21 protein-coding genes are annotated in these 23,556 nt (G+C 61.1%); 9 read left to right on the top strand and 12 right to left on the bottom strand.

Annotated features, from left to right (window positions below):
• Positions 1-184: 184 nt before the first annotated feature.
• Positions 185-1,426 (top strand): ROK family protein, encoded by a 1,242-nt coding sequence (locus ACQZ6J_RS03500; RefSeq protein WP_449081978.1) that lies wholly within the window; start codon positions 185-187, stop codon positions 1,424-1,426.
• Positions 1,427-1,495: 69 nt separating this feature from the next.
• On the opposite strand, the gene ACQZ6J_RS03495 is transcribed toward ACQZ6J_RS03500, so the two are convergent.
• The 4 genes from ACQZ6J_RS03495 to iolG form a co-directional block, all read right to left on the bottom strand.
• A complete protein-coding gene (locus tag ACQZ6J_RS03495) occupies positions 1,496-2,119 on the bottom strand; it encodes an ATP-dependent Clp protease proteolytic subunit (RefSeq protein WP_449081976.1) in 624 nt (207 codons plus the stop codon).
• A 44-nt stretch (positions 2,120-2,163) separates the two neighbouring features.
• Positions 2,164-2,523 carry an SRPBCC family protein gene (locus ACQZ6J_RS03490; RefSeq protein WP_449081974.1) on the bottom strand — a complete coding sequence of 120 codons (360 nt, stop codon included), beginning with the start codon at positions 2,521-2,523 and terminating at the stop codon, positions 2,164-2,166.
• Positions 2,520-2,834, bottom strand: a complete 315-nt coding sequence (locus ACQZ6J_RS03485) for an ArsR/SmtB family transcription factor (protein WP_163988069.1) — start codon at positions 2,832-2,834, stop codon at positions 2,520-2,522. Before ACQZ6J_RS03485 ends, ACQZ6J_RS03490 begins: the two co-directional genes overlap by 4 nt.
• Before the next feature lie 215 nt (positions 2,835-3,049).
• Positions 3,050-4,042 carry an inositol 2-dehydrogenase gene (gene iolG / locus ACQZ6J_RS03480; protein ID WP_163988067.1) on the bottom strand — a complete coding sequence of 331 codons (993 nt, stop codon included), beginning with the start codon at positions 4,040-4,042 and terminating at the stop codon, positions 3,050-3,052.
• Between the two features lie 231 nt (positions 4,043-4,273).
• Between iolG and ACQZ6J_RS03475 the strand changes: the two genes are divergently transcribed.
• Positions 4,274-4,534, top strand: a complete 261-nt coding sequence (locus tag ACQZ6J_RS03475) for a hypothetical protein (protein ID WP_449081971.1) — start codon at positions 4,274-4,276, stop codon at positions 4,532-4,534.
• On the opposite strand, the gene ACQZ6J_RS03470 is transcribed toward ACQZ6J_RS03475, so the two are convergent.
• Together ACQZ6J_RS03470 and ACQZ6J_RS03465 are read right to left on the bottom strand one after the other, a co-directional pair.
• Positions 4,535-5,002 (bottom strand): hypothetical protein, encoded by a 468-nt coding sequence (locus ACQZ6J_RS03470; protein WP_449081969.1) that lies wholly within the window; start codon positions 5,000-5,002, stop codon positions 4,535-4,537.
• Between the two features lie 75 nt (positions 5,003-5,077).
• Positions 5,078-6,085, bottom strand: a complete 1,008-nt coding sequence (locus tag ACQZ6J_RS03465) for a LysR family transcriptional regulator (protein WP_163988061.1) — start codon at positions 6,083-6,085, stop codon at positions 5,078-5,080.
• A gap of 273 nt (positions 6,086-6,358) precedes the next feature.
• Between ACQZ6J_RS03465 and chvE the strand changes: the two genes are divergently transcribed.
• The 6 genes from chvE (at position 6,359) to araD (ending at position 14,697) form a co-directional block, all read left to right on the top strand.
• Positions 6,359-7,423, top strand: coding sequence for a multiple monosaccharide ABC transporter substrate-binding protein (gene chvE, locus ACQZ6J_RS03460; RefSeq protein ID WP_163988059.1), 1,065 nt, complete (start codon positions 6,359-6,361; stop codon positions 7,421-7,423).
• A 105-nt stretch (positions 7,424-7,528) separates the two neighbouring features.
• Positions 7,529-9,067, top strand: coding sequence for a multiple monosaccharide ABC transporter ATP-binding protein (gene mmsA / locus ACQZ6J_RS03455; RefSeq protein WP_163988057.1), 1,539 nt, complete (start codon positions 7,529-7,531; stop codon positions 9,065-9,067).
• Positions 9,064-10,272, top strand: a complete 1,209-nt coding sequence (gene mmsB / locus ACQZ6J_RS03450; protein WP_163988055.1) for a multiple monosaccharide ABC transporter permease — start codon at positions 9,064-9,066, stop codon at positions 10,270-10,272. Before mmsA ends, mmsB begins: the two co-directional genes overlap by 4 nt.
• A gap of 117 nt (positions 10,273-10,389) precedes the next feature.
• The gene (araD1, locus tag ACQZ6J_RS03445; RefSeq protein ID WP_449082760.1) at positions 10,390-11,388 is read left to right on the top strand and encodes an AraD1 family protein; all 999 of its coding nucleotides are present in this window, start codon (positions 10,390-10,392) and stop codon (positions 11,386-11,388) included.
• Positions 11,389-11,454: 66 nt separating this feature from the next.
• On the top strand, positions 11,455-12,888 hold the full coding sequence (locus tag ACQZ6J_RS03440; RefSeq protein ID WP_449081966.1) for an aldehyde dehydrogenase family protein: 1,434 nt from the start codon (positions 11,455-11,457) through the stop codon (positions 12,886-12,888).
• A 63-nt stretch (positions 12,889-12,951) separates the two neighbouring features.
• The gene (araD, locus tag ACQZ6J_RS03435; RefSeq protein ID WP_449081964.1) at positions 12,952-14,697 is read left to right on the top strand and encodes an L-arabinonate dehydratase; all 1,746 of its coding nucleotides are present in this window, start codon (positions 12,952-12,954) and stop codon (positions 14,695-14,697) included.
• A gap of 53 nt (positions 14,698-14,750) precedes the next feature.
• On the opposite strand, the gene ACQZ6J_RS03430 is transcribed toward araD, so the two are convergent.
• Genes ACQZ6J_RS03430 through ACQZ6J_RS03420 form a run of 3 tightly spaced genes read right to left on the bottom strand, consistent with a single transcriptional unit; the run spans position 14,751 to position 17,948 of the window.
• Positions 14,751-15,578 (bottom strand): transglutaminase family protein, encoded by an 828-nt coding sequence (locus tag ACQZ6J_RS03430; protein ID WP_449081962.1) that lies wholly within the window; start codon positions 15,576-15,578, stop codon positions 14,751-14,753.
• A gap of 12 nt (positions 15,579-15,590) precedes the next feature.
• Complete coding sequence (locus tag ACQZ6J_RS03425) at positions 15,591-16,532, bottom strand: alpha-E domain-containing protein (RefSeq protein WP_163988046.1); 942 nt, start codon at positions 16,530-16,532, stop codon at positions 15,591-15,593.
• A 6-nt stretch (positions 16,533-16,538) separates the two neighbouring features.
• Positions 16,539-17,948 carry a circularly permuted type 2 ATP-grasp protein gene (locus tag ACQZ6J_RS03420; RefSeq protein ID WP_163988044.1) on the bottom strand — a complete coding sequence of 470 codons (1,410 nt, stop codon included), beginning with the start codon at positions 17,946-17,948 and terminating at the stop codon, positions 16,539-16,541.
• Between the two features lie 400 nt (positions 17,949-18,348).
• Here ACQZ6J_RS03420 and ACQZ6J_RS03415 point away from each other — a divergent pair, with 400 nt between their 5' ends.
• Complete coding sequence (locus ACQZ6J_RS03415) at positions 18,349-19,242, top strand: DMT family transporter (RefSeq protein ID WP_449081959.1); 894 nt, start codon at positions 18,349-18,351, stop codon at positions 19,240-19,242.
• Positions 19,243-19,294: 52 nt separating this feature from the next.
• Here the strand turns inward: ACQZ6J_RS03415 and ACQZ6J_RS03410 are convergent, their stop codons facing one another.
• From ACQZ6J_RS03410 to ACQZ6J_RS03400, 3 genes are all read right to left on the bottom strand, one after another.
• Entirely contained in the window at positions 19,295-20,986 is a 1,692-nt protein-coding gene (locus ACQZ6J_RS03410; protein ID WP_449081957.1) for a DEAD/DEAH box helicase, read from the bottom strand.
• 339 nt (positions 20,987-21,325) lie between these two features.
• Complete coding sequence (locus ACQZ6J_RS03405; RefSeq protein ID WP_163988037.1) at positions 21,326-21,634, bottom strand: hypothetical protein; 309 nt, start codon at positions 21,632-21,634, stop codon at positions 21,326-21,328.
• A 145-nt stretch (positions 21,635-21,779) separates the two neighbouring features.
• Positions 21,780-23,366, bottom strand: a complete 1,587-nt coding sequence (locus tag ACQZ6J_RS03400; protein ID WP_449081955.1) for a trimethylamine methyltransferase family protein — start codon at positions 23,364-23,366, stop codon at positions 21,780-21,782.
• Positions 23,367-23,556 lie beyond the last annotated feature (190 nt).

Raw genomic sequence — 23,556 nt, 5'->3', positions numbered from 1 at the left:
TCCCGTCGGCCGCGGCGAAAATGCTGACAAGAAAAGGTTTTGATTTTTTTCTCGACAGTCGAGAAATTTAGTGTCAGAGATTTTTTCAACTGTCAACACCCGCACTAACAGCTTTCATTGGTCATCCGAAAAGAGCTATTAGGAGCTGCGGAGGAGGAGGGTTGAATGAGTGGGGAGCTTGCCTATGCTGGCCAAATCGAGCACCGAATTGGTCCGTCAAAGGAACAGCGCTTTGGTCCTGTCGGCGCTGCGTCGGCACGGTCCGCTTGCTCATACGGAACTCTCTGATTTCACGAAGCTTTCGTCCGCGACCGTATCGGTCATAACAGCCGATCTGGAGCGGGCTCAGATCATCGAAAAGGCCGAGCAGCAGGCCGCCAGCGGGCGCGGGCGGCCGCGTGTGCTGTTTTCACAGCGGCGCGACTGCGGCTATCTGATCGTCGTCGTCATCTCGTCGGATGCCGTGCAATATTCGCTCGTGGATTATACCGGTCGCCTGATCGACCGGTTTGTCGAGGACAGGCAGCAGAATGTCGCGGGCGTCGATCGCTTCGTGGCCGGAATGCGCGACGCGCTGAACCGGATCGTCACCCGCTCGCAATTGTCGCGCGACAAGGTGCTGATGATCTCGATCAGCAGCAAGGGGATCGTCGACGCTTCGGAGCCGGTGCTGCGTTGGTCGCCGATCTTCGGGCGTGACGAAATCGATTTCGCCGCCGTGTTTCGCGACGAGTGGCCGGCAAAAATCATTCTCGGCAACGAAACCCTGCTCGTTGCCGCAGCCCTCGGGCGGCAGGAGGAAATGACCAGGGGCCGCGATTTCCGCGCGATGGCGGCCCTCTCGCTTGGCCATAGTATCGGACTTGGCATCGTGCGCCGGGACCATGAGGGCAATCATCAGATATCGGCGCCGAATTTCGGACACATGATGCATGTGCCCGGCGGCGGCCTTTGCCGTTGCGGCGCGCGGGGCTGCATCGAGGCCTATGCCGGTTTCTACGCGATGCTGCGGACGGCTTTCGACGTGCCGCTCGACACGATCCCGGCGAAGTTCGTCCCGATCGCCGAGCTCGACAAGATCGCGGCGAGTGCGCGGAATGGCGGGCGGCGCAATGTGCTCGCCTTTCGCCACGCGGGCCTGGCGCTCGGCAATGGCCTCTCGCGGGTTTTGAGCCTGCACGAACGGATGCCGATCGTTATCACCGGTCCAGGCGTGCGCTACTACGATCTTTTGATCGAGGGCATAACGGAAGGCCTGGCGGAATCGCATGTCGTGCGCATGGAGGGCATGCCGGAGCTGCGTGTCATCGTCGACGAACCGACCCTTGTTTTCGAAGGGCATTTGAACCGGGCGCTTTCGATCATCGACAATGACATCGTCAGGAGAGGAGCCTCGGTCGTGGAATTGCGCGACCAGGCCGTCTGAGCGGCAAAGGCACGTCGCCGCCATGCGCATGGCCGGCAACTTCAGGGCTTGCCGCCGTTGCCGGTGAAATCAATCCGCCGGATCCAAGGGCCGATCTTCTTCGCGAACATGCAGAATACGGTCTATGAGACCCCATTCCAGCGCCTCTTCCGCCGTCATGAAGTGGTCGCGGTCCATGGCGCGTTCGAATTCCTCATAGGACCGGCCGCAATGTTCGGCGTAGAGCCGTGTCATGCGATGCTTGGTGCGTTTGATTTCCTCGGCATGGATGAGCATGTCGGATGCCTGGCCCTGGAAGCCGCCCAGGGGCTGATGGATCAGGATATTGGCGTTGGGCAAAGCGGCCCGTTGGCCGGGTTCCCCCGCCATCAGCAGGAACGACCCCATCGAGCGGGCGGTCCCCATGCAGAGCGTGTGCACCGGCGCGCGGATGTAGCGCATGGTGTCGTACATGGCGAAGCCGCTGGTGACGAGACCGCCCGGTGAATTGACGTAGAGGCTGATCGGCTTCTTGGGGCTTTCCGCCTCGAGAAACAGCAATTGTGCGCAAACGAGCGCCGAGACGGTATCGTTCACCTCGCCGTTCAGGAAGATGATTCTTTCGCGGAGCAGGCGGGAATAGATGTCGAAAGACCGCTCTCCTCTGCTGGATTGTTCCACGACCATGGGGACGAGTTGCATCGCTTCGCGCATCGGCGAACTCCAATGTTCTTGAGGTTATTGATCGGTTCGGCGCGTCAGGCGGCGCGCATGACGACAAAGCCGTTACTGTTCGCCGCGGCCTTTTCAGCCTCGCGAAGCCGCGCATCGTCCAGCTCGTGGATAATCCGCAGGCTCGTGCCGCCGCTTGCGTTGGGGGCTATCCGGAACGTCACGGTGCTTTCGAGAAATGGCGGCGCATCATCGCGCAGCCGATAGCGAACCTCTTTGCCCGGCGTGACCGATACCGCCTCGGGATCGGCCAAAGCGTCCTTCGGCAGCCAGTTTTCCCGAAGCTCGGGGGTGCTGACCGCGCGCCAGACCTTTTGCGGCGGCTCGTCGAGGTCGTATTCGAGTTCGATGCCGTTTGTCCGCGCGGGGATCTTCACGTCGTTCATTGATCCATATCCTTCAGCAAGACCTTGAGAGCTTCGATCCGCGCGGGCCAGTAGGCGCGGTATTTCGCCAGCCATTGGGCGATGAGGGCCAGCCCCTCCGGATCGACCTCGTAATTCACGAAACGCCCCTGCCGTTCTTCCCTGACCAGCCCGGCGCTGCGCAGGACCGCAAGGTGCTGGGACATCGCCGGCTGGCTGATATCAATGCCTTCGCGCAATCCACTGGCATTCATGCTGCCCGCAGCCAGCTTCTCAAAAATGGCGCGGCGGGTCGGATCGGCCAAAGCCCGGAATATCTCATTCTCCATCATGAATAACAGATAAGCACGGACTTATGTGATTCGCAAGAGCTTTCTCCGTCAGCCCCTGGTCGATGGCTATCCTCTTTCCGCGGCAGGCTCTCCAACACCTGCCGCACCCGGGATTGTGCCCCGCGTCGGAGAGGCCAAAGAAAAAGTCCGCCGCGAAGCGATTCGCGGCGGACTTTTTGGGAGGACCCTATCCCTTGGAGGGATCGGTTGGCTGCTTAGTCGATCTTGACCAGCCGGCCTTCCTTGACCGACTGCAGGGCGGCATCCGCCAGCTTCAGCGCGGCAAGGCCATCTGCGCCCGACGGCGTGATGGTGGCGCCCTTTTCGATCGCGGCGATGAAGCTTGCGATCTCGTTGGCATAGGCTTCGGTATAGCGCGTCATGAAGAAATCATGCAGCGGCGGGCGGGTGTAGCCATCGCCATTGGCAACTTCGATGGAGAAGGGGCGCTGGTTTTCGGCCGATACCAGGCCCTTCGAGCCGTGGATCTCGATGCGCTGATCGTAGCCATAGGTGGCGCGGCGCGAGTTGGAGATGATCGCCTGCTTGCCGGATGCCGTCTGGAGAATGACGGAGACGCTGTCGTAATCGCCGGCTTCGCCGATCGCCTTGTCGACCAGCACGGCAGCGGTTGCCGTCACGGCCACCGGCTCTTCGCCGAGCAGGAAACGGGCCATGTCGAAGTCATGGATGGTCATGTCGCGGAAAATGCCGCCGGAGCGCTTGATGTAATCGACGGGCGGAGCGCCCGGATCGCGCGAGGTGATCGTCACCATCTCGACGGTGCCGATGCGGCCTTCGTCGATTGCCTTCTTGACGGCCATGAAATGCGGGTCGAAGCGGCGGTTGAAGCCGACCATCAGCTTGCCCTTGGTTTCCTCGACGACCTTGATGCAGGCCTTGACGCGGGCAGCGTCGAGATCGATGGGCTTCTCGCAGAAGACGGCCTTGCCGGCGCGGGAGAAGCGCTCGATGAGGTCGGCATGGGTATCGGTCGGTGTGCAGATCACGACGGCATCGATATCCTTGGCGGCTTCGATCGCCTCGATGGTGCGGACTTCGCAGCCATAGGCGGCGGAAATGGCTTCCGCTGCGGCCGGAAACGCATCCGCAACGGCAACGAGCTTGGCGTTGGCATCGCCGCTGACGGCCTTCGCGTGCACCTTGCCGATGCGTCCGGCACCGAGCAGACCAAATCTGACAGTCATTTTTACCTCCCTGGATTCGGAACAAATGAACCGAATGGCAAACTATATGGAATTTTCATTCCATTTTCTAATGGTGGCGTCAAGCCGCCTGGACTTCACATTTTTTAAAATCGTGGGTCCGATATCCGCTTATCCGAAATCCGTCCGCGAAACCTTATTTTATCGAGACCGCTTCACTATTTTCCCGAGGATGCGCTAAGACAAGTCTTCTTGAACAGGCAAAAGAGACCCATGCAACTGATCGATCCCAGCCATCCCATCTACAAGCCGCTTTGGGTGCGCATCCTTATCGTGGCCGTCTGCTTTGGCTGGGCAGCCGTCGAAACGCTTGGTTCCCAGCCCTTTTGGGCCATGCTTTCCGGCGCGCTCGGCGCCTATTCTGCCTGGATGCTGCTGTTGAATTTCAAGCCGCAACCGCCTGCCGCACATGTCGAGGCTGCGCCGCAGGATGATGCGGATGAGAGCGATACACCGGCGGACGACAAAAAATAATCATCGCTTGAGGCGGCGAATGGCTTCGTCGATCAACTGATTGGCGAGCGTCATTCGGGTCGTTGCCTGCTCGCGGAAGAGGGCGGCGACGCTGTCCGGATGATTGGCCTTGGCAAAGCTGCGGCGCTTTTCCTGCAGGGCTTCGCGCGTATGATCGGAGGTGATCGCCAGCTCCGCAGCCACTTCTTGCCTTGTGGTTCGGCTGAGATGCTCCGGCATGACCGGCGGCTCCAGTTCCTGCGGCGCTGGTTCAGGTTCCGGTTCGGGCGGAACGATCGGGTCGCCGAGATTGTCGCGATAGGCTTCGTCGGGGCGGTAGACCTCGGGCGTCTCGCCGCCGGGCACCGTTGCGGCAAAGCTGACGTTCAGGCCGCGAATGCGATGCGCAGCCTCTTCCTTTTCCGGAATGTCTTCTTCCGTATCGAGACGATCGAGCACGGATTGGAACAATGATTGCCTGAACAGCATGCTGGCCTCCACGCCAAGCGTCATAGGGGCGGAAGTTGGCGTGGAGCTTATCGCACCGCCGTCGCGGGCATCTTGTTATGCCAGTGAAAGGTTGCGGCTTTCCTCCAGGATCATGTCGTGCAGCAGCCGGGCGCTCGGCGGCATGGCGCGCTCGCGGGCCGTGATGAGGCTGTAAGGCCTGACGTCGATATCGAAATCGATCGGCAGAATGCAGGATTCGCCGGCCCTGGAAGATTGTCCGCAGATGAATTGCGCCATGTCCAGTGCGATGGGGGCGATCGCATCCGTCTTGCACACGACGGCAAGCGTCAGCAGCAGCGAAGAGGTGTTGACGACATTCTCCGGCAGAGGCACGCCCGCGGCGAGGAAGATGTCTTCCACCTTGCGTCTCAGCAAGGTGCCGGGCGGCTGGAAGACCCAGTCGTAGCCGCCGAGGTCGTGCAGTCCGGCCACTCCCTTTGCAAGCAGCGGATGGCCGTTGCGCACGACGAGGCATGCCTTTTCGACGCCGATTTCATGGGCTGTGAACAGACGCGGATCGAGATCGTCGGGGATGCGGCTGATGATGAAATCGTGGCGGGCCGCCAGAAGCTCCCGGGCCAGCACATTGCTGTTTTCGACTTCGATATTGATCTCGATGCCGGGATAGGTGCGCGTCACGCGCTGGATTGCCGGTACAACCAGGCTGATCGCCGGGGCCGTTACCGCTCCCAGGAAGACGGAGCCGCCCTTGCCGGTGCGCAGCGCGCCGAGTTCGCGGCCCGCCTCTCGCAGCTCGAGCAGGATCTTGCGTGCCCGCTTGGCTAGCGCAAGACCGAAAGGAGTGAGCACGACGCCTCTGGCGACGCGTTCGTAAAGCGGGCTTTTGACAATCGACTCCATTTCGGAGAGCATGCGCGAAGCCGCAGGTTGTGACATGTTCATGGACTCGGCGGCGGCGGATATTTGCCCGTGGTCCTCGATCGTGACGATCATGCGCAAATGATTGAGCTTCAAACCGGCCTTCAGCAACGTGTCGTCGCGAAAATTGTCGGAATGAATCTCAATGCCTTCGCTGAAATAATCGTTATATATTTTCTCCATAGCGGCCAAATTTCCCATTCGTCGGCAAAAAAGTACTATTTTTTAATGTTATACCAAACTTGGTATGTGTTTTGCCAGTTATTCTATTTGACAGTTATACGAAATCGTACGAGTTTGCCGATCGTGCGCTGGGTACAGCTCATAAACCGTGAGAGCGTGGAGGAGACCTACTTCGTGTCTCACAATTAGAAGTAAACTATTCCTTCTACGGAACCTGCCGCAGTTTCGGGCGGGCATTTTTCGTCCGTCATATTAACAACAAGGGAGAGAGTAATGAAATCCATTATCTCATTGATGGCCGGCGCCGCGCTCGGCGTCGCTACGCTGGTGGCACCTGCCTTCGCGGCAGATAAGGGGACTGTCGGTATCGCCATGCCGACCAAGGCTTCGGCTCGCTGGATCGATGACGGCAACAACATCGTCAAGCAGCTCCAGGCTGCCGGCTACGGCACCGACCTGCAGTATGGCGACGACGACATTCCGAACCAGCTTTCGCAGATCGAAAACATGGTCACGAAGGGCGACAAGGTTCTCGTTATCGCTTCGATCGACGGCACCACGCTGTCCGACGTTCTGCAGAAGGCTCACGATGCCGGCATCAAGGTCATCGCTTATGACCGTCTGATCCGCAACAGCGGCAACGTCGATTATTACGCAACCTTCGACAACTTCAAGGTCGGCGTTCTTCAGGCCGGCTCGATCGTCGACGCCCTCGGCCTCAAGGATGGCAAGGGCCCGTTCAACATCGAACTGTTTGGCGGTTCTCCGGACGACAACAACGCCTTCTTCTTCTATGACGGCGCAATGTCGGTTCTGAAGCCCTACATCGACAGCGGCAAGCTCGTCGTCAAGTCCGGCCAGATGGGCATGGACAAGGTCGGCACGCTGCGTTGGGATCCGGCAACGGCCCAGGCTCGCATGGATAACCTGCTTTCGGCTTACTACACCGACGCTCACGTCGATGCAGTGCTGTCTCCGTATGACGGCCTGTCGATCGGTATCCTGTCTTCGCTCAAGGGCGTTGGCTACGGCTCCGGCGGCGTGAAGCTCCCGGTCGTTACCGGCCAGGACTCCGAAATTCCGTCGGTCAAGTCCATCATCGCGGGCGAACAGCACTCCACGATCTTCAAGGACACCCGTGACCTCGCAAAGGTCACCGTCGACATGGTCAACGCGCTGATGGAAGGCAAGACGCCTGAAGTCAACGACACCAAGACCTATGACAACGGCGTCAAGGTCATCCCGTCCTACCTGCTGACCCCGGTCGCAGTCGACAAGACCAACTACGAGAAGATCCTCGTCGATGGCGGTTACTACAAGGCTGACCAGCTGAAGTAATCTTCCAATATAGCGGCCAGGGCTTGCTGAAATGCGGGCCCTGGCTTTGATGTTTAAGACGATCGCGCGGTCTGCTATGTTCGGTCGCGGCGTTGGATACGGACAATGGACAATACCATCCTCGAAATGCGGAGCATCACCAAATCGTTCCCCGGTGTGAACGCTTTGGAAAATGTCAATCTGAAGGTCCGTCAGGGCGAAATCCATGCCTTGGTCGGGGAAAATGGGGCCGGCAAGTCCACCCTGATGAAGGTGCTTTCAGGCGTCTACCCGGCCGGCAGCTATGACGGCGACATCTACTATGACGGCGCGGTCCGCCAGTTCAAGACCATCAAGGACTCCGAAGAAATCGGCATCATCATCATCCATCAGGAGCTGGCGCTCGTGCCGCTGCTGTCGATTGCCGAGAATATTTTCCTGGGCAATGAGGTCGTCGCCAATGGCATGATCAATTGGCAGGAAACCTTTACCCGCACCAAGCAGCTGCTTTCCAAGGTAGGCTTGAAGGAATCTCCGAACACGCTCGTCACCGACATCGGCATCGGCAAGCAGCAGCTCGTCGAGATCGCCAAGGCCCTGTCGAAGAGCGTCAAGCTGCTCATTCTCGACGAGCCGACGGCATCGCTGAACGAAAGCGATTCCGATGCGCTCCTCAATCTCCTCATCGAGTTCCGCAACCAGGGCATCACCTCGATCATCATCACGCACAAGCTCAACGAAGTGCGCAAGGTGGCCGACGAGATCACGGTGCTGCGCGACGGCATGACGGTGAAGACGCTGAACTGTCATGAAGAAGAGATCAGCGAAGACATCATCATTCGCAACATGGTGGGCCGCGAACTGGCCGACCGCTATCCGCCGCGCTCGGTTCCGATCGGCGAGACCATCTTCGAAGTGAAGAACTGGAACGCCTTTCACCAGCAGCATCGCGACCGCCAGATCCTGCACGACATCAACGTCCATGTGCGCAAGGGCGAAGTGGTCGGCATCGCCGGCCTGATGGGTGCGGGACGCACGGAATTCGCCATGAGCGTGTTCGGCAAGTCCTATGGCCACAAGGTCAGCGGCGAAGTCTTCCTTGAGGGCAAGCCGGTCGATACCAGCACGGTGCGCAAGGCGATCGATGCCGGTCTCGCCTACGTAACGGAGGACCGCAAGCAGCTCGGCCTGGTTCTGTCGAACAGCATCCTGCACAATACGACGCTCGCCAATCTGCTCGGCGTTTCCAAGGCGACCGTCATCGACGACGTGCGTGAGCTGCAGGTGGCGACGAACTATCGCGCCAAGCTGCGCATTCGTTCGGCCGGCGTCTTCCAGGAGGCGGGCAACCTGTCCGGCGGTAACCAGCAGAAAGTGGTGCTGTCGAAGTGGCTGTTCTCCGATCCCGACGTGCTCATCCTCGATGAGCCGACGCGCGGCATCGATGTGGGCGCAAAATACGAAATCTATTCCATCATCAACCAGCTTGCCGCCGACGGAAAGGGCGTTCTGATGATTTCATCGGAAATGCCCGAGCTTCTCGGCACCTGCGACCGCATCTACGTCATGAACGAGGGTCGCATCGTCGCCGAACTGCCAAAGGCAGAGGCGAGCCAGGAGAGCATCATGCGCGCTATCATGCGCTCAGGGGAGAAGCATCAATGAGTTCGGCCAACCCAGCCACGGAAAGCAGCCACGTCGTTTCCATAGGCGACCATATCCGCAACAATATTCGCGAATACGGCATGTTGATCGCGCTCGTGGTCATCATGCTGCTGTTCCAGTATCTCACGAACGGCGTTCTGTTCAGGCCACAGAACCTGACCAACATCGTGCTGCAGAATTCGTTCATCGTCATCATGGCGCTCGGCATGCTGCTGGTCATCGTGGCCGGACACATCGACCTCTCCGTCGGCTCCGTCGTCGGTTTCGTCGGTGCGGTTGCCGGCGTGCTGGTCGTGCAGATGCACATGAATCTCGCGCTCGCCACGGTCATTTGTCTTCTCATGGGGGCCGCGGTCGGCGCCTGGCATGGATACTTCATCGCCTACCACCGCATTCCGTCGTTCATCGTCACGCTCTCGGGCATGCTGGTTTTCCGCGGCCTGACCTATGCCATCATCAACACGACCGGCAACGGCAGCAGCATCGGTCCATTCCCGCCGGCGTTCCAGATCGTCGCAACGGGCTTCATTCCCGATTTTGCAGACATGGGCGGCATCCATTCGACGTCGATTCTACTGACCGTCGCCATACCGATCGTGATGTTCTTTCTGTCGTGGCGCCGCCGCAGCGTGAACGAGAAGCACGGTATCGATGTCGAGCCGTTCAGCTTCTTTGTCGGCCAGAATCTGGTGGTTGCGGCTGCGACCATTTTCATCGGCTACCAGATTTCCTCCTACAGAGGCCTGCCGAACGTTCTGATCCTCATGCTGCTGCTGATCGCTCTCTATGCGTTTGCCACGCAGCGCACCACGATCGGCCGCCGCATCTACGCCATGGGTGGCAACGAAAAGGCGACGAAGCTTTCGGGCATCGATACCCGCCGCCTGACGTTCTACACCTTCATCAACATGGGCATTCTTGCCAGCATCGCCGGCATCATCATCGCCACGCGCCTGAACTCGGCAACCGCCAAGGGCGGCGACGGTCTTGAGCTCGACGTGATCGCTGCCTGCTTCATCGGCGGCGCGTCTGCCTCTGGCGGCGTCGGCAAGGTGACCGGTGCGGTCATCGGCGCGCTTATCATGGGTGTCCTGAACCAGGGCATGTCGATCCTCGGCTACCAGACGGATTCCCAGAAGATGATCAAGGGTGCGGTCCTTCTCGCCGCCGTCTTCATCGACGTCTACAACAAGAACAAGGGCTGATCGCTCAAGCGATCAGCTGAAGCTTTTAAACCAAATCCATGACAGAGTCCGGCTCTCGCTGAGAGCCGGAACGGCAAACTGCATCCGATCTCTGTCCGTTAGGAAAGGATGAAATATATGCTCATCTCGCAGATCAAGGGTTCGAACGGCGAGATCGTCGTTGCCGTCCGCAACGGGCCCGGCGATATCGCCAAGGCCGTCGTCAACGGTGGCAGCGTCTACAAGCTTGCCCTGGAGGCCGCCGATAGCGGCAAGTCGCTGGTATCCGTCATCGAGGCGCATGGTCTCGGTGAGGTGGTCGATCTTGAAAAGGTCTATGCCGAAGGCCGTTTCCTGCCGCCGATCACCCATCCGGACGCTGCGCACCTGCATCTGACGGGCACGGGCCTGACGCATCTCGGCTCTGCCGCCACGCGCGACTCCATGCACAAGAAGACGACGGAAGCGGCCGAAGAGACGCTGACAGACTCCATGAAGATGTTCAGGATGGGCATCGAGGGCGGCAAGCCCAAGGATGGAGAAAAGGGTGTGCAGCCGGAATGGTTCTACAAGGGCAACGGCTACGGTGCCGCGGCTCCGGGTGCGGCGCTAGTGTCGCCGTCCTTCGCGCTCGACGGCGGTGAGGAACCAGAGATGGCCGGCATCTATGTCATCGCCAAGGACGGCTCGCCGTTCCGCATCGGCTTCGCGCTGTCGAACGAATTCTCCGATCACGTCACCGAGCGGATCAACTATCTCTATCTCGCGCATTCCAAGCTGCGTCCCGCGAGCTTTGGTCCGGAAATCCGCATCGGCGCGGCGCCGGAGGATATTCGCGGCACGTCGCGCATCAGGCGCGGTGACAAGGTGATCTTCGAAAAGCCGTTCCTGTCGGGAGAGGCGAACATGTCGCACACCTTCGCAAACCTCGAATATCACCACTTCAAATACGGCCTGTTCCGCACCCCCGGCGACGTTCATGTCCATATGTTCGGCACGGCGACGCTCTCCTTCGCAGAAGGCATCAAGCCGGAAGCAGGCGATGTGTTCGAGATCGAAGTTGCCGAATTCGGCCTGCCGCTGCGCAATCCGCTGGCGGTTGCCGCCGAAGAGACCGTAGCTGTTCGCCAGCTGTAATTCGTCGAGCCCGGCCGCAAACGACCGGCCGGGCGTTTCCAACACGATCCAGGAAGGCATGACGCCATGACCATTCATCAGAATCTGATCGCCGGCGAGTGGACCGGAACGACCAGTGCCGAAAACATCAACCCATCGGATACGAACGAGGTCGTCGGCCTTTATGCCAGTGCCAGCGTTCAGGACGTCGCCGACGCCATCGCTGCCGCCAAGGCCGCCTTTCCGGCCTGGTCTCGTTCGGGCATTCTCGAGCGTCATTCCATCCTGAGGAAGACCAGCGACGAGATCCTGGCGCGCAAGGACGAACTCGGCGCGTTGCTCGCCCGCGAAGAGGGCAAGACGCTGCCCGAAGCGATCGGCGAGACCATCCGCGCCGCGCAGATCTTCGATTTCTTTGCCGGCGAGGCGCTGCGTCTTGCGGGCGAGGTGCTTCCCTCCGTGCGTCCGAATATCGGCGTCGAGATCACCCGCGAGCCGCTCGGCGTCATCGGCATTATCACGCCCTGGAACTTCCCGATCGCCATTCCCGCCTGGAAGATCGCGCCGGCGCTCTGCTACGGCAACACCATCGTCTTCAAGCCGGCCGACCTGGTGCCCGGCTGCTCCTGGGCGATCGTCGATATTCTCCATCGCGCCGGCCTGCCGAAGGGCGTGCTGAACCTCGTCATGGGCAAGGGCTCCGTCGTCGGCCAGGCGATGCTCGACAGCCCGGTTCTGTCCGGCATCACCTTCACGGGCTCGGTCGGCACGGGCAAGCGCGTGGCGCTCTCCTCCGTCGAGCACGGCCGCAAGTACCAGCTGGAAATGGGCGGCAAGAACCCGATGGTCGTGCTTGACGATGCCGATCTGACGGTTGCCGTCGAGGCCGCCGCCAACTCCGCCTTCTTCTCGACTGGCCAGCGCTGCACGGCATCGTCACGCCTGATCGTCACCGAAGGCATCCACGACAAGTTCGTGGCAGCGCTGACGGAAAAGTTGAAGACGCTGAATGTCGACAACGCCATCAAGGCCGGCACCCATATCGGCCCGGTCGTCGATGCCAAGCAGCTGAAGACCGACACCGACTATATCGAGATCGGCCGCCAAGAAGGCGCCAAGCTTGCCTTCGGCGGCGAGCTTGTCAGCCGCGAGACGCCCGGCTTCTACCTGCAGCCGACGCTCTTCACCGAAGCGACGAACCAGATGCGCATCAGCCGCGAGGAGATCTTCGGGCCGGTTGCCTCGGTCATCCGGGTGAAGGATTACGACGAGGCGCTGGCGACCGCCAACGACACGCCGTTCGGCCTGTCCTCCGGCATCGCCACGACAAGCCTGAAACATGCGACGCATTTCAAGCGCAATGCCGAAGCCGGCATGGTGATGGTCAACCTGCCGACGGCGGGCGTCGATTTCCATGTGCCGTTCGGTGGCCGCAAGGGCTCGTCCTTCGGTCCGCGCGAGCAGGGCAAGTACGCCGCCGAATTCTTCACCACGGTCAAGACCGCATACACGCTGGCCTGACCGCCGACTTCAAGGCTCGGGCGCGAACGAGGCGGCCCGCGCGACGCAAAAGGTACTGAGACTATGAAGAAGAAAGCTGAATGGCCGCGCAAGCTGCGTTCCTACGACTGGTTCGGCGGCACCGGCAAGAACGCGATCATGCATCGCTCCTGGATGAAGAACCAGGGCCTGCCGGCCGACACCTTCGACGGCCGCCCGATCATCGGCATCTGTAATACCTGGTCGGAGCTGACGCCTTGCAACGCGCACCTGCGCGATCTTGCCGAACGCGTGAAGCGCGGCGTTTACGAAGCAGGCGGCTTTCCCGTCGAGTTCCCGGTCTTCTCGGTCGGCGAAAGCACGTTGCGCCCGACGGCGATGATGTTCCGCAACCTCGCGGCCATGGATGTCGAAGAGGCGATCCGCGGCAATCCGGTCGATGGCGTCGTGCTGCTCGGCGGCTGCGACAAGACCACGCCGAGCCTGCTGATGGGTGCTGCCTCGGTTGATATCCCGGTCATTCTCGTCTCCGGCGGCCCGATGCTGAACGGCAAGTGGCGCGGCAAGGATGTCGGCTCCGGCACGGCGATCTGGCAGTTCTCGGAAATGGTCAAGTCCGGCGAGATGTCGCTGGATGAATTCATGGATGCGGAGCAGGGCATGGCCCGTTCGGCCGGCAGCTGTATGACCATGGGCACGGCCTCGACCATGGCGTCGATGGCCGAAGCGCTCGGCATGACCTTGCCCGGCAATGCGGCCATTCCGGCCGTGGATGCACGTCGCCGCGTTATCTCGCAGCTTTCCGGTCGCCGCATCGTCGACATGGTCAAGGAGGATCTGAAGCCTTCCGACATCCTGACCAAGGAAGCCTTCGAGAACGCCATTCGCGTCAACGGCGCGGTCGGCGGTTCGACCAATGCCGTCCTGCACCTCCTCGCGCTCGCCGGCCGCATCGGCGTCGACCTGTCGCTGGATGATTGGGATCGCCTCGGCCGCGAAGTGCCGACGATCGTCAACCTGCAGCCCTCGGGCAAGCACCTGATGGAAGAGTTCTACTATGCCGGCGGCCTGCCCGTCGTCATCAAGGCCGTGGGAGAGATGGGCCTGCTGCATAAGGATGCGATCACCGTGACAGGCGAAAGCATCTGGGCCGGCGTCAAGGATGTCGTCAACTATAATGACGACGTCATCGTCCCGCGCGAGAAGGCGCTGACGCAGTCGGGCGGCATCGCGGTTCTGCGCGGCAATCTCGCCCCGAAGGGTGCGGTGCTCAAGCCATCGGCCGCTTCGCCGCATCTGATGCAGCACAAGGGCCGCGCCGTTGTCTTCGAAAGCATCGAGGACTATCACGCCCGCATCAACCGCGATGATCTCGACATCGACGAGACCTGTATCATGGTGCTGAAATATTGCGGCCCGAAGGGTTATCCGGGCATGGCCGAAGTCGGCAACATGGGCCTGCCGCCGAAGGTGCTGAAGAAGGGGATCACCGACATGATCCGCATTTCGGATGCGCGCATGTCGGGCACCGCCTACGGCACCGTCATCCTGCACACGGCGCCTGAAGCTGCCGATGGCGGACCGCTGGCGCTCGTCCAGAACGGCGACATCATCGCCGTCGACGTTCCAGCCCGCACGATCCAGCTGGAAGTGTCGGATGAGGAACTGGCGAAGCGCCGCGCCGCCTGGGTTTCGCCGGTCAAGCCGCTCAATGGCGGCTACGGCGGTCTCTATGTGAAGTCGGTCATGCAGGCCGATACCGGCGCCGACCTCGACTTCCTCGTCGGCCCGCGCGGCTCGGAAATCCCGAACAATCGCGACAGCCACTGATATCGAGGCTTATGATCGGGCGAAGGGCGGAGCGTTGGTTCCGCCCTTTTGCTTTATTGGCTCTGGCTCTGGCTTTGCGTCTGTTCCTGGCTTGCGACCGTCACCTTGACCATGAGGGTTTCGCCGGGCGTGCCGATCCGCATGCCGGAGACGGGAGCAGCATCGCGATAGCACAGGCCCGTGGCGATGCGGACGTAGCGGGCGTCGGGGCACACGTCATTGGCGGGGTCGAAGCCGACCCAACCAAGGCCGGGAATGTGCGCTTCGGCCCAGGCGTGCGTGGCGGCCTGCTCGTTCTTGCCGTCCATCATGAGATAGCCGGAGACGTAACGTGCCGGGATGCGCAATGCGCGGGCGCCGGCGATGAAGACATGGGCATGATCCTGGCAGACGCCGCTTTTCCTCTCCAATGCCTGCTCGGCGGTGGTTTCCGTGTCGCTGGTGCCGGGCTTGTATTCCACCGTCTCATGGATCGACGCCATCAGCGCATGCATCTTGCCGAGGTCGTTGTCGCCGGAGATGCCGCGCAACAGATCCTTGGTCAGCTTGCCGGCCCTGGTGCGCGGTGAGTCGCGCAGGAAGAGCCAGAGCGGGCTAAAGGCGGTATGCTGCCCGAGGACGCCGTTGAGATCCTGCGTTTCGACTTCGCCCGAGGCAACGATCCTCGTCGCATCCTGCTGGCCGTCGAGCGAGACGAGCGTGATGCGATTGCCGAACTGATCGTCATATTCCACTTCGGGGCTTGCACCCTCGACAGACAGTTTCCAGTCGAGGACCGTCTGCCCGACACCCGTCAGCGGCGTCAGACGCAGACGCTGCAGCGAGAATTGCGCCGGTTGGTCGTAGCGATATTCGGTGATGTGGCTGATCGTCAGTCTCATGATGTTGTCCGCCTACTCATAGAACCGGTAGCCATCGGAAATCTCCGCGCCAAGCTTGTTGTTGCGGGCAACGAAATCCTCCAGGAATTCGTGCAGACCCTGGTCCATGATGCGCTTGACCGTCAGCCGCTGCAGGGACTGCCGGATCGCTTCGGCGGTATCGTGCGCCGGCAGCCGCGTTTCGTATTCGGCGCTGAGGTAGCCTATGTTGCTGACGATCTTGTCGTAGCAATAGGCAAGCGAGCGCGGCATCTGCCCGTTCAGGATCAGGAAATCGGCAATATTGGCCGGCTTGTATTCGGGATCGTAGGCCCATTTATAGGCCCGGTGCGCCGAGACCGATCGCAGGATCGATTCCCATTGCGCATTGTCGAGCGAGGAGCCGACATGCGAGACGGAGGGCAGCAGCACGTAATATTTCACGTCGAGGATGCGGGCGGTGTTGTCGGCGCGCTCGATGAAGGTGCCGATACGGGCGAAATTATAGAGCTCGTTGCGCAGCATCGAGCCGTGGAAGGCACCGCGGATCAAGCCCGCGCGCTGTTTGATGACGTCGATCGTCTCGGGCAGTTCGGCCGTTTTCAGCCGCTTGCCGAGCAGGGACTTCAGTTCGATCCAACATTCGTTGGTGGCTTCCCAGGTGTCGCGGGTCAGCGCCGTGCGCACCATGCGGGCGTTGTTGCGGCCATATTCGATGCAGGACATGACGCTCGACGGATTGGAGCGGTCGCGCATCAGATAATCGATCGCGTCCGTACCCGTCAGCTTGCCATGCACTTCGTCATAGGCTTCGCGCACGCCGGCGCTTTGCAGCACTCCGTCCCAGTCGTCATCGACGGCATCGGCGCGCGTCAGCGACATGCGCTGACCGGCATCGACCAGCCGGGCTATGTTTTCTGCGCGTTCGATGTAGCGGAACATCCAGTAGAGGCCATTGGCGGTTCTTCCCAGCATGTCCGTTCAGTCCTCCAGAACCCAGGTGTCTTTGGTGCCGCCGCCCTGGCTGGAGTTGACCACCAGCGAGCCTTCCTTCAACGCCACGCGGGTGAGCCCGCCAGGGATGATCCGCACCTTGTCCGACACCAGTACGTAAGGGCGCAGGTCGACGTGCCGCGGCGCGATGCCTTTATTGACGAGGATCGGCACCGTCGACAACGACAGCGTCGGCTGGGCGATGTAGTTGTTGGGTCTGCTCTTCAGCTTCTCGGCAAATTCCGTTCGCTCCTTCTTCGTGGCCGTCGGCCCCACCAGCATGCCGTAGCCGCCGGAGCCATGAACTTCCTTGACGACGAGGTCGGCAAGATTATCGAGCACATATTTCAGGCTGTCTGGCTCCGAACAGCGCCAGGTCGGCACGTTTTCGAGGATCGGCTTGCGGCCGGTGTAGAATTCGACGATTTCCGGCATGTAGGAATAGATCGCCTTGTCGTCGGAAATGCCGGTGCCGGGCGCATTGGCGATGGTGATGTGGCCGGCGCGATAGACATCCATGATGCCGGGAATGCCAAGCGCGGAATCCGGCCGGAAGGTGAGGGGATCGAGGAAATCGTCGTCGACGCGGCGATAGAGCACGTCGATGGCCTCGTAGCCGCGCGTCGTGCGCATCTTCACCTTGCCGTCGATGACGCGCAGGTCAGAACCTTCGACAAGCTCCACGCCCATCATGTCGGCAAGGAAGGAATGCTCGTAATAGGCGGAATTGTAGATGCCCGGCGTCAGCACCGCGACGCGCGGCTTGCCGGTGCAGCCGGGAGGGGCGAGCGAGGCGAGGCTCTGGCGCAGCTGCAGCGGATAGTCCTCGACCCGCCGCACCTTGTTCTGGTGGAACAGCTCCGGAAACATCTGCATCATCGTTTCGCGGTTTTCCAGCATGTAGCTGACACCGGACGGCGTGCGGGCATTGTCCTCGAGCACGTAGAACTGGTCTTCGCCGGTGCGCACGATGTCGGTGCCGACGATATGGGTATAGACGCCACCCGGCGGCCGGAAGCCGATCATCTCGGGCAGGAAGGCATCGTTCCGCTCGATCAGCTCACGCGGGAGGCGCCCGGCGCGGATGATTTCCTGCTTGTGATAGATGTCATAGAGGAAAGCGTTGAGAGCGATGACACGTTGTTCGATGCCCTGGGCGAGCTTGCGCCATTCGCTGCCTGATATGATGCGGGGGATGATGTCGAAGGGGATGAGCTTTTCGGAGGAGTCTGCGTGTCCGTAGACCGCGAAGGTAATGCCCGTTTTTCGGAAGATGTTTTCCGCATCGCGGGATTTGGCAATGAGGTGGCCTCTATCCTGGCCCGAGTACCACTCGAAGTATTTCTCGTAAGGCGCGCGCGGATTTTCATCCGCAGTTATCATTTCATCAAATGCCAAAGGTGCGGTCCCCGTATTTTTCACTCATTTGAATACAACAGTTTTCACAATGCAAGAACTATGCGCAGTTGCCCCTACGAATTTCGCCGGGCCGAAAAACGGGGGATTTGCATGCATTTAGCGATAGAGCGGTTTTTACTTGCCGAGCCGCGCCTTTCGGGGCGGATCAAAATTTAAGCATATGCTTCTTTTGCAGACGGAGCTCGGGGGTTGCGGATCGGCGTCCCCGAGCCTTGGCGACGACCCGTTTGGCGTGAAGAAAAATTGATTGCTGTTTTCAGCAGATCGATTTTGACCGCGCTGTTGCCATCGGCTATCAGCCTGCAGCCCCCCGCGCGCCACCCCGAGTTTATCCCCGATTCCGGCTCCCGCGCATCACACGTATATCGGTCCGATTTCCATGTTCCTCGATAAGCTCGCGCCGGCGATTTTCGTCCTTCTCTGGTCCACCGGCTGGATCGTCGCCAAATATGCCTCGATGCATTCGGGTCCGTTCACGTTCCTGATGATGCGCTATGCGCTGTCGGCACTTGCTTTCGTGCTGCTCTGTTCGCTGACCGGAGCCAAATGGCCGCGCGATTGGTCGAGCGTGTTTCGTGCCGTCTATTCCGGTATCTTCCTGCACGGCATCTACCTGGCTTGTCTCTGGTGGGCGATCGCCGAGGGCGTGCCGGCCGGCATCTCCGGCATCATCGCGGCACTCCAGCCGCTGATGACTGCGATGGCGGCGCCGTTTCTCGTCGGCGAACGGCTGCAACCCATCCAGCGTGTCGGCCTGCTACTCGGCTTTCTCGGCATTGCCATTGCGATTTCGCCAAAGCTGCTGACGCCGGAAACAGCCGATCTCTGGCAATCCGCCGTCCCGCTGATCGTCAATCTGCTGGCAATGGTATCGGTGACCTACGGCACGCTCTACCAGAAGCGGCATCTGCAAACCGGCGACCTGCGCACCATCGCGACCCTGCAGTATGTCGGGGCGTTGATCGTCACCGTGCCGCTGGCCTTCATATTCGAGGGCCTTCGTTTCGACGGCACGCAGACGGCGATCCTGTCGCTGCTCTGGTCGGTTTTCGGCCTGTCCATGGGTGCCGTCGGTCTGCTGCTCTATCTCATTCGCCGGGGGCAGGTATCGCGCGCCGCATCGCTGATCTACCTGATGCCGCCGGCCGTCGCCATCGAGGCGGCGATTGCCTTCGGCGAGCCGCTGACGCTGCCGATCATCATCGGCACGGCGGTCGTGGTGATCGGCGTCTATCTGACCAACCGGCGCACGGCGGATGTGGTGCCGGAATAGATTGTTTCATCCGGAACAAAAAAAGGGGGCCAGAGGCCCCCTTTTTATCGTGTTAGGCACGTTCGCGGCGCTGGCCGCCATTGCCGGGGCCGCGACGCTTCGTGCGGCCGTTGCCGCCGTTGCGCTGTTCGCCCTGGCTACGCTCTTCGCCATGACGGCCCGCCGGGCGGCCATGGGCGTGGCGCTGTCCGCGGTGAGCAGCGCCCTCATGAGCTGCGCCATTGCCATTCGCGGAGTTGCCGTGATGCGGCTTGCGTGCCGGACGGAAATCGGACGTCGATGCGAGATCGTTGTCCACTTCCGGGCGCGGCGTCTGCTCGTTGCGGCGCTGGCCACGGAAATCGGCGTTGCGGTTGTTTTCGCGCGGGGCGCGACGTTCCTGACGCTCTCCGGCCTGGCCGCGGGCTTCGCCGTTCTCATTGTCGAAGAAGGGGCGACGGGCCGGGCGGGCAGGACGGCCTTCGGCACGACCCTGACCTGCGCCGCGACCTTGTCCCTGGCCCTGGCCACCACGGCCCTGACCGCCGCCGCGGTTGTTGCCGCGAACGGGACGGCCGCGATCGGCCGGAGCCTCACCGCTGGCAACGGCAATTTCGATGCCCATCAGGCGCTCGATGTCGCGCAGCAGGCGGATTTCGTCCGGGGCGCAGAAGGCGATGGCGATGCCGTCGCGGCCGGCGCGCGCGGTACGGCCGATGCGGTGGACATAGGCATCGGGCACTTCCGGCAGGTCGTAGTTGTAGACATGCGAAACGCCGGGGATATCGATGCCGCGAGCGGCGACGTCGGTGGCGACGAGAACGCGGATTTCGCCGTCACGGAAGGCCTTGAGCGCGCGCTCGCGCTGACCCTGGCTCTTGTTGCCGTGGATGGAGGCGGCGGCAAAGCCGACATGATCGAGATGCTTCATCAGCTTCTCGGCACCATGCTTGGTGCGCAGGAAGACCATGGCGCGGCCATCCGGGTTCGCGGAAATCGTTTCCTTGAGGATCTCGGTCTTGTGGTTCTGGCCGGAAACGAAGTGGACATACTGCTCCACCTTGTCGGCTGCCTTGCCCGGAGGCGATACTTCCACCTTGACCGGGTTGGTCAGATAGTCGGAAGCCAGATCGGCGATCGCCTTCGGCATGGTGGCCGAAAACAGCATGGTCTGGCGCTTGGCCGGGACCATCTTGGATATCTTGCGCAGGTCGTGGATGAAGCCGAGATCGAGCATCTGGTCGGCTTCGTCGAGGACGAGGTGGGTGACATGGCCGAGCGACAGGGCGCGGCGGCTGATGAGATCGAGGAGACGGCCCGGCGTGGCGACGAGGATGTCGGTGCCGCGTTCAAGCTGAAGCTGCTGCTTGTTGATCGACGCACCGCCGACGACGACGTTGATCTTCAGCGGCGTCTTGCGGACGAAGAGCTTGAGGTTATCGGCGATCTGGTTCACCAGTTCGCGGGTCGGAGCGAGGATGAGCGTCCGGACGGTGCGGTTGTCGGGGCGCTTGGCGTCCTTCAGCAGCATTTCGATGATCGGCAGGCCGAAGGCGGCCGTTTTGCCGGTGCCGGTCTGGGCGAGGCCGATCAGATCGCGGCCCTGGAGAACGAGCGGGATCGCCTGCGCCTGGATCGGCGTCGGCGTCGCGAAGTTGTTCTGCGACAGCGTATCTACGATCTGCTTGGAGAGACCAAGCGAGTGAAAATCGGTCAATTCAATACCTTTCGGGGGCGCCAAAGCAAAAAGGCCGGATCGCACCATGCGGTCCGGTCTGTCTCTGGCGTCAAGAACCCCGCGTGAAGTGGGAACTTGTAAGTTGGAAAAAGCTTTCCAGCGCATCTGACCGCCTTGGGTGCGGTCTCATTATCTAAAGCGCTTTTGTCCCTCTCTTGCGTACATATTGTCCCGCAGGGCACGCTCACGCGGCGGCCGGAAGGTGAAAGCTGAGGCGCATTTGGTCTTAATTGCCGCCAAAGTCAAGGGGTGTGAGCAAAAGCTTTTCAACAGGCAGACAAAAAATGCCGCCGGAAAACCGGCGGCATTGCGGATCGAGTACGACTGATAGGGAGTGCCATCAGCACCGTGCGGTGCTGTCAGGCTTCAGCGGCAGACCTCGACACGGTATGCACGACCCCAGCCGTCGTGGCGCCAGGCCCAGTAGCAACTGGGGTAGGCGCGGACGTAGGCCGGAGCATAATAGGTTCGATAGGCCGGATAATAAGCCGGATAGACCGGATAGGCGGGTCGTACCGCCTCCGCGGCGAGCGCACCACCGACGACACCGGCGGCAAGACCGCCGAAGATGGCGCCGCGCTCGGAGGCGCCGGCAGTGGTGGTTGTTACGGCCGCGGCGCTGCCAAGCGTCAGCGCGATCAGACCGGCCGTCGTTAGATTTCGGAGTACAGACATTGAGATCCCTTTCCCAAGAACACAGGCCTCCCAGCCGAAGCCGAGTTTGAAAGTGGAAGGGAAAACGGGCGAAGTCGCGGCTAAAAAAAGGACCGCGACATTAAATTTCGTCCATGATGGGGAGGCGAAAGGCATTGATTTTCAACTAGAAATCGGTGGGAACGCCACCTTCTTCCTTTCGCCTTGCGACAAAGGCATCGAGCTCCTCTTCAACGGCCGGGTCGAGCGGCGGCTGCTCATAGCGGGCGAGCGTTTCCTTGAAAATGCGGTTGGCATGGTCGTAGGTTGTGGGCCGTCCGGCCTCCGTCCATGTCTCGTGATTTCGCCAGTCCGACAAGATCGGCGAATAGAAAGCGGTCTCATAACGGGCGAGCGTGTGTGCCGTGCCGAAATAGTGCCCGCCGGGGCCGACATCGCGCACCGCGTCGAGCGCGAGGGCATCCTGGCTGACATCCAGCGGCGTCAGGAACTCGGCAACCATCTGCAGCATGTCGACGTCGAGGATGAATTTCTCGAAGGAGGCGGTGAGGCCGCCTTCGCTCCAGCCGGCGGCGTGCAGCACGAAATTGCCGCCGCCCTGGGTCAGGGCCCAAAGTGAAAGGGCCGATTCGTAAGCCGCCTGGGCATCAAGCGTGTTCGAAGCATTGGTGTTGGAGGTACGGTAGGGAATGCCGTAGCGGCGGGCGAGTTGGCCGCCACAGATGACCGCCTTCATGTATTCCGGCGTGCCGAAGGCGGGCGCTCCCGTCTTCATGTCGACGTTGGAGGTGAAGCCGCCATACATGACCGGCGCGCCCTTGCGCACCATCTGCGTGAAGGCGATGCCGCACAGCGCCTCGGCATTCTGCTGTACCAGCGCGCCGGCAATCGTCACCGGCGCCATGGCGCCCGCCAGCGTGAACGGCGTGACCACCACCACCTGGCCCCGCGACGACATTTCGATGATGCCCTGCAGCATCGGCCCGTCGAGACGCAGCGGCGAGGAGGAATTGATGATGGTGAAGAGCGAGGGCTCGCGCTCCATCTGCTCCATGCTGATGCCGCGACCGATGCGGGCGATCTCGATCGCATCGATATTGCGCTGCTTGCCGAGCGAATAGCAGTGGAAAGCCTTGTCGGTGAGCTTCACGATGTCGGAAAGGCAATCGAGATGGCGCACCGACGCATGGATATCGATCGGCTCGACCGGGTAGCCGCCGGTCATATGAATGATGTCGAAGGATTGGGCGAGCTTGATGAGCTTGCGGAAATCCTCCTGGTTGCCGGCTCTTCTCCCGCCTTCGCGGTCGGCAACGAAGGGAGCGGAGGCGACCTGGGCAAAGACGAGGTTGCGGCCGCCGATCTGGACATTCCTGAGCGGATTGCGGGCGTGCAGGGTGAAGGTCGAGGGAACGGAGGCGATCAGCTCCATGATCATGTTGCGGTCGAAGCGCACGCGCTCCTTGCCCGGCGTGACATCGGCGCCGGCGGCCTTCATGCGCTCGCGCGCTTCCGGCAGGATGATGTCCATGCCGATTTCTTCGAGGATGGTCAGCGAGGCGTTGTGAATGTCGTCCAGCGCCTCTGGCGACAGGAGTTCGGTATGGGTGAGGCTGTTGACAAGGTTGAGGTATTTCGCGCCGCTCGGCTTGCGGCTGCGTTCAGCGCCGCGACCTCCGGCCCGACGCCGTCGTTCGCCTGTCGCTACCGAGGCCTCCGCTTCGTTCAAGGCCAGGCTTGCTTCGTCGCTCATAGCGCTCACTCCCAATGATCCGTCGAAGCGGCCGGGCCGCTCCATATCCTTGTTTTTATGCATTCCGCACGAAAGACCGCTGTGCTTTTGCGGGAATTGCTTCGGGTGATTCTTGGCAGAGTTTGCGGCAGCGTGCCGCCGTCGTTTGCGACCAAGGCATGACCGTTATAGGATAGTGCATGGTCAGAAC

The organism is Rhizobium sp. A37_96, from assembly GCF_053521765.1.
Note: the sequence above shows the minus strand (reverse complement) of the source record. Positions and strands in the feature narration are given on the sequence as shown.

What these genes read in the sequence shown, in the direction of transcription:
- ACQZ6J_RS03500 (WP_449081978.1), top strand. Translation starts at nt 185, where the DNA reads ATGCTGGCCAAATCGAGCACCGAATTGGTCCGTCAAAGGAACAGCGCT.
- ACQZ6J_RS03495 (WP_449081976.1), bottom strand. Translation starts at nt 2,119, where the DNA reads ATGCGCGAAGCGATGCAACTCGTCCCCATGGTCGTGGAACAATCCAGC.
- ACQZ6J_RS03490 (WP_449081974.1), bottom strand. Translation starts at nt 2,523, where the DNA reads ATGAACGACGTGAAGATCCCCGCGCGGACAAACGGCATCGAACTCGAA.
- ACQZ6J_RS03485 (WP_163988069.1), bottom strand. Translation starts at nt 2,834, where the DNA reads ATGATGGAGAATGAGATATTCCGGGCTTTGGCCGATCCGACCCGCCGC.
- iolG (WP_163988067.1), bottom strand. Translation starts at nt 4,042, where the DNA reads ATGACTGTCAGATTTGGTCTGCTCGGTGCCGGACGCATCGGCAAGGTG.
- ACQZ6J_RS03475 (WP_449081971.1), top strand. Translation starts at nt 4,274, where the DNA reads ATGCAACTGATCGATCCCAGCCATCCCATCTACAAGCCGCTTTGGGTG.
- ACQZ6J_RS03470 (WP_449081969.1), bottom strand. Translation starts at nt 5,002, where the DNA reads ATGCTGTTCAGGCAATCATTGTTCCAATCCGTGCTCGATCGTCTCGAT.
- ACQZ6J_RS03465 (WP_163988061.1), bottom strand. Translation starts at nt 6,085, where the DNA reads ATGGAGAAAATATATAACGATTATTTCAGCGAAGGCATTGAGATTCAT.
- chvE (WP_163988059.1), top strand. Translation starts at nt 6,359, where the DNA reads ATGAAATCCATTATCTCATTGATGGCCGGCGCCGCGCTCGGCGTCGCT.
- mmsA (WP_163988057.1), top strand. Translation starts at nt 7,529, where the DNA reads ATGGACAATACCATCCTCGAAATGCGGAGCATCACCAAATCGTTCCCC.
- mmsB (WP_163988055.1), top strand. Translation starts at nt 9,064, where the DNA reads ATGAGTTCGGCCAACCCAGCCACGGAAAGCAGCCACGTCGTTTCCATA.
- araD1 (WP_449082760.1), top strand. Translation starts at nt 10,390, where the DNA reads ATGCTCATCTCGCAGATCAAGGGTTCGAACGGCGAGATCGTCGTTGCC.
- ACQZ6J_RS03440 (WP_449081966.1), top strand. Translation starts at nt 11,455, where the DNA reads ATGACCATTCATCAGAATCTGATCGCCGGCGAGTGGACCGGAACGACC.
- araD (WP_449081964.1), top strand. Translation starts at nt 12,952, where the DNA reads ATGAAGAAGAAAGCTGAATGGCCGCGCAAGCTGCGTTCCTACGACTGG.
- ACQZ6J_RS03430 (WP_449081962.1), bottom strand. Translation starts at nt 15,578, where the DNA reads ATGAGACTGACGATCAGCCACATCACCGAATATCGCTACGACCAACCG.
- ACQZ6J_RS03425 (WP_163988046.1), bottom strand. Translation starts at nt 16,532, where the DNA reads ATGCTGGGAAGAACCGCCAATGGCCTCTACTGGATGTTCCGCTACATC.
- ACQZ6J_RS03415 (WP_449081959.1), top strand. Translation starts at nt 18,349, where the DNA reads ATGTTCCTCGATAAGCTCGCGCCGGCGATTTTCGTCCTTCTCTGGTCC.
- ACQZ6J_RS03410 (WP_449081957.1), bottom strand. Translation starts at nt 20,986, where the DNA reads ATGGTGCGATCCGGCCTTTTTGCTTTGGCGCCCCCGAAAGGTATTGAA.
- ACQZ6J_RS03405 (WP_163988037.1), bottom strand. Translation starts at nt 21,634, where the DNA reads ATGTCTGTACTCCGAAATCTAACGACGGCCGGTCTGATCGCGCTGACG.
- ACQZ6J_RS03400 (WP_449081955.1), bottom strand. Translation starts at nt 23,366, where the DNA reads ATGAGCGACGAAGCAAGCCTGGCCTTGAACGAAGCGGAGGCCTCGGTA.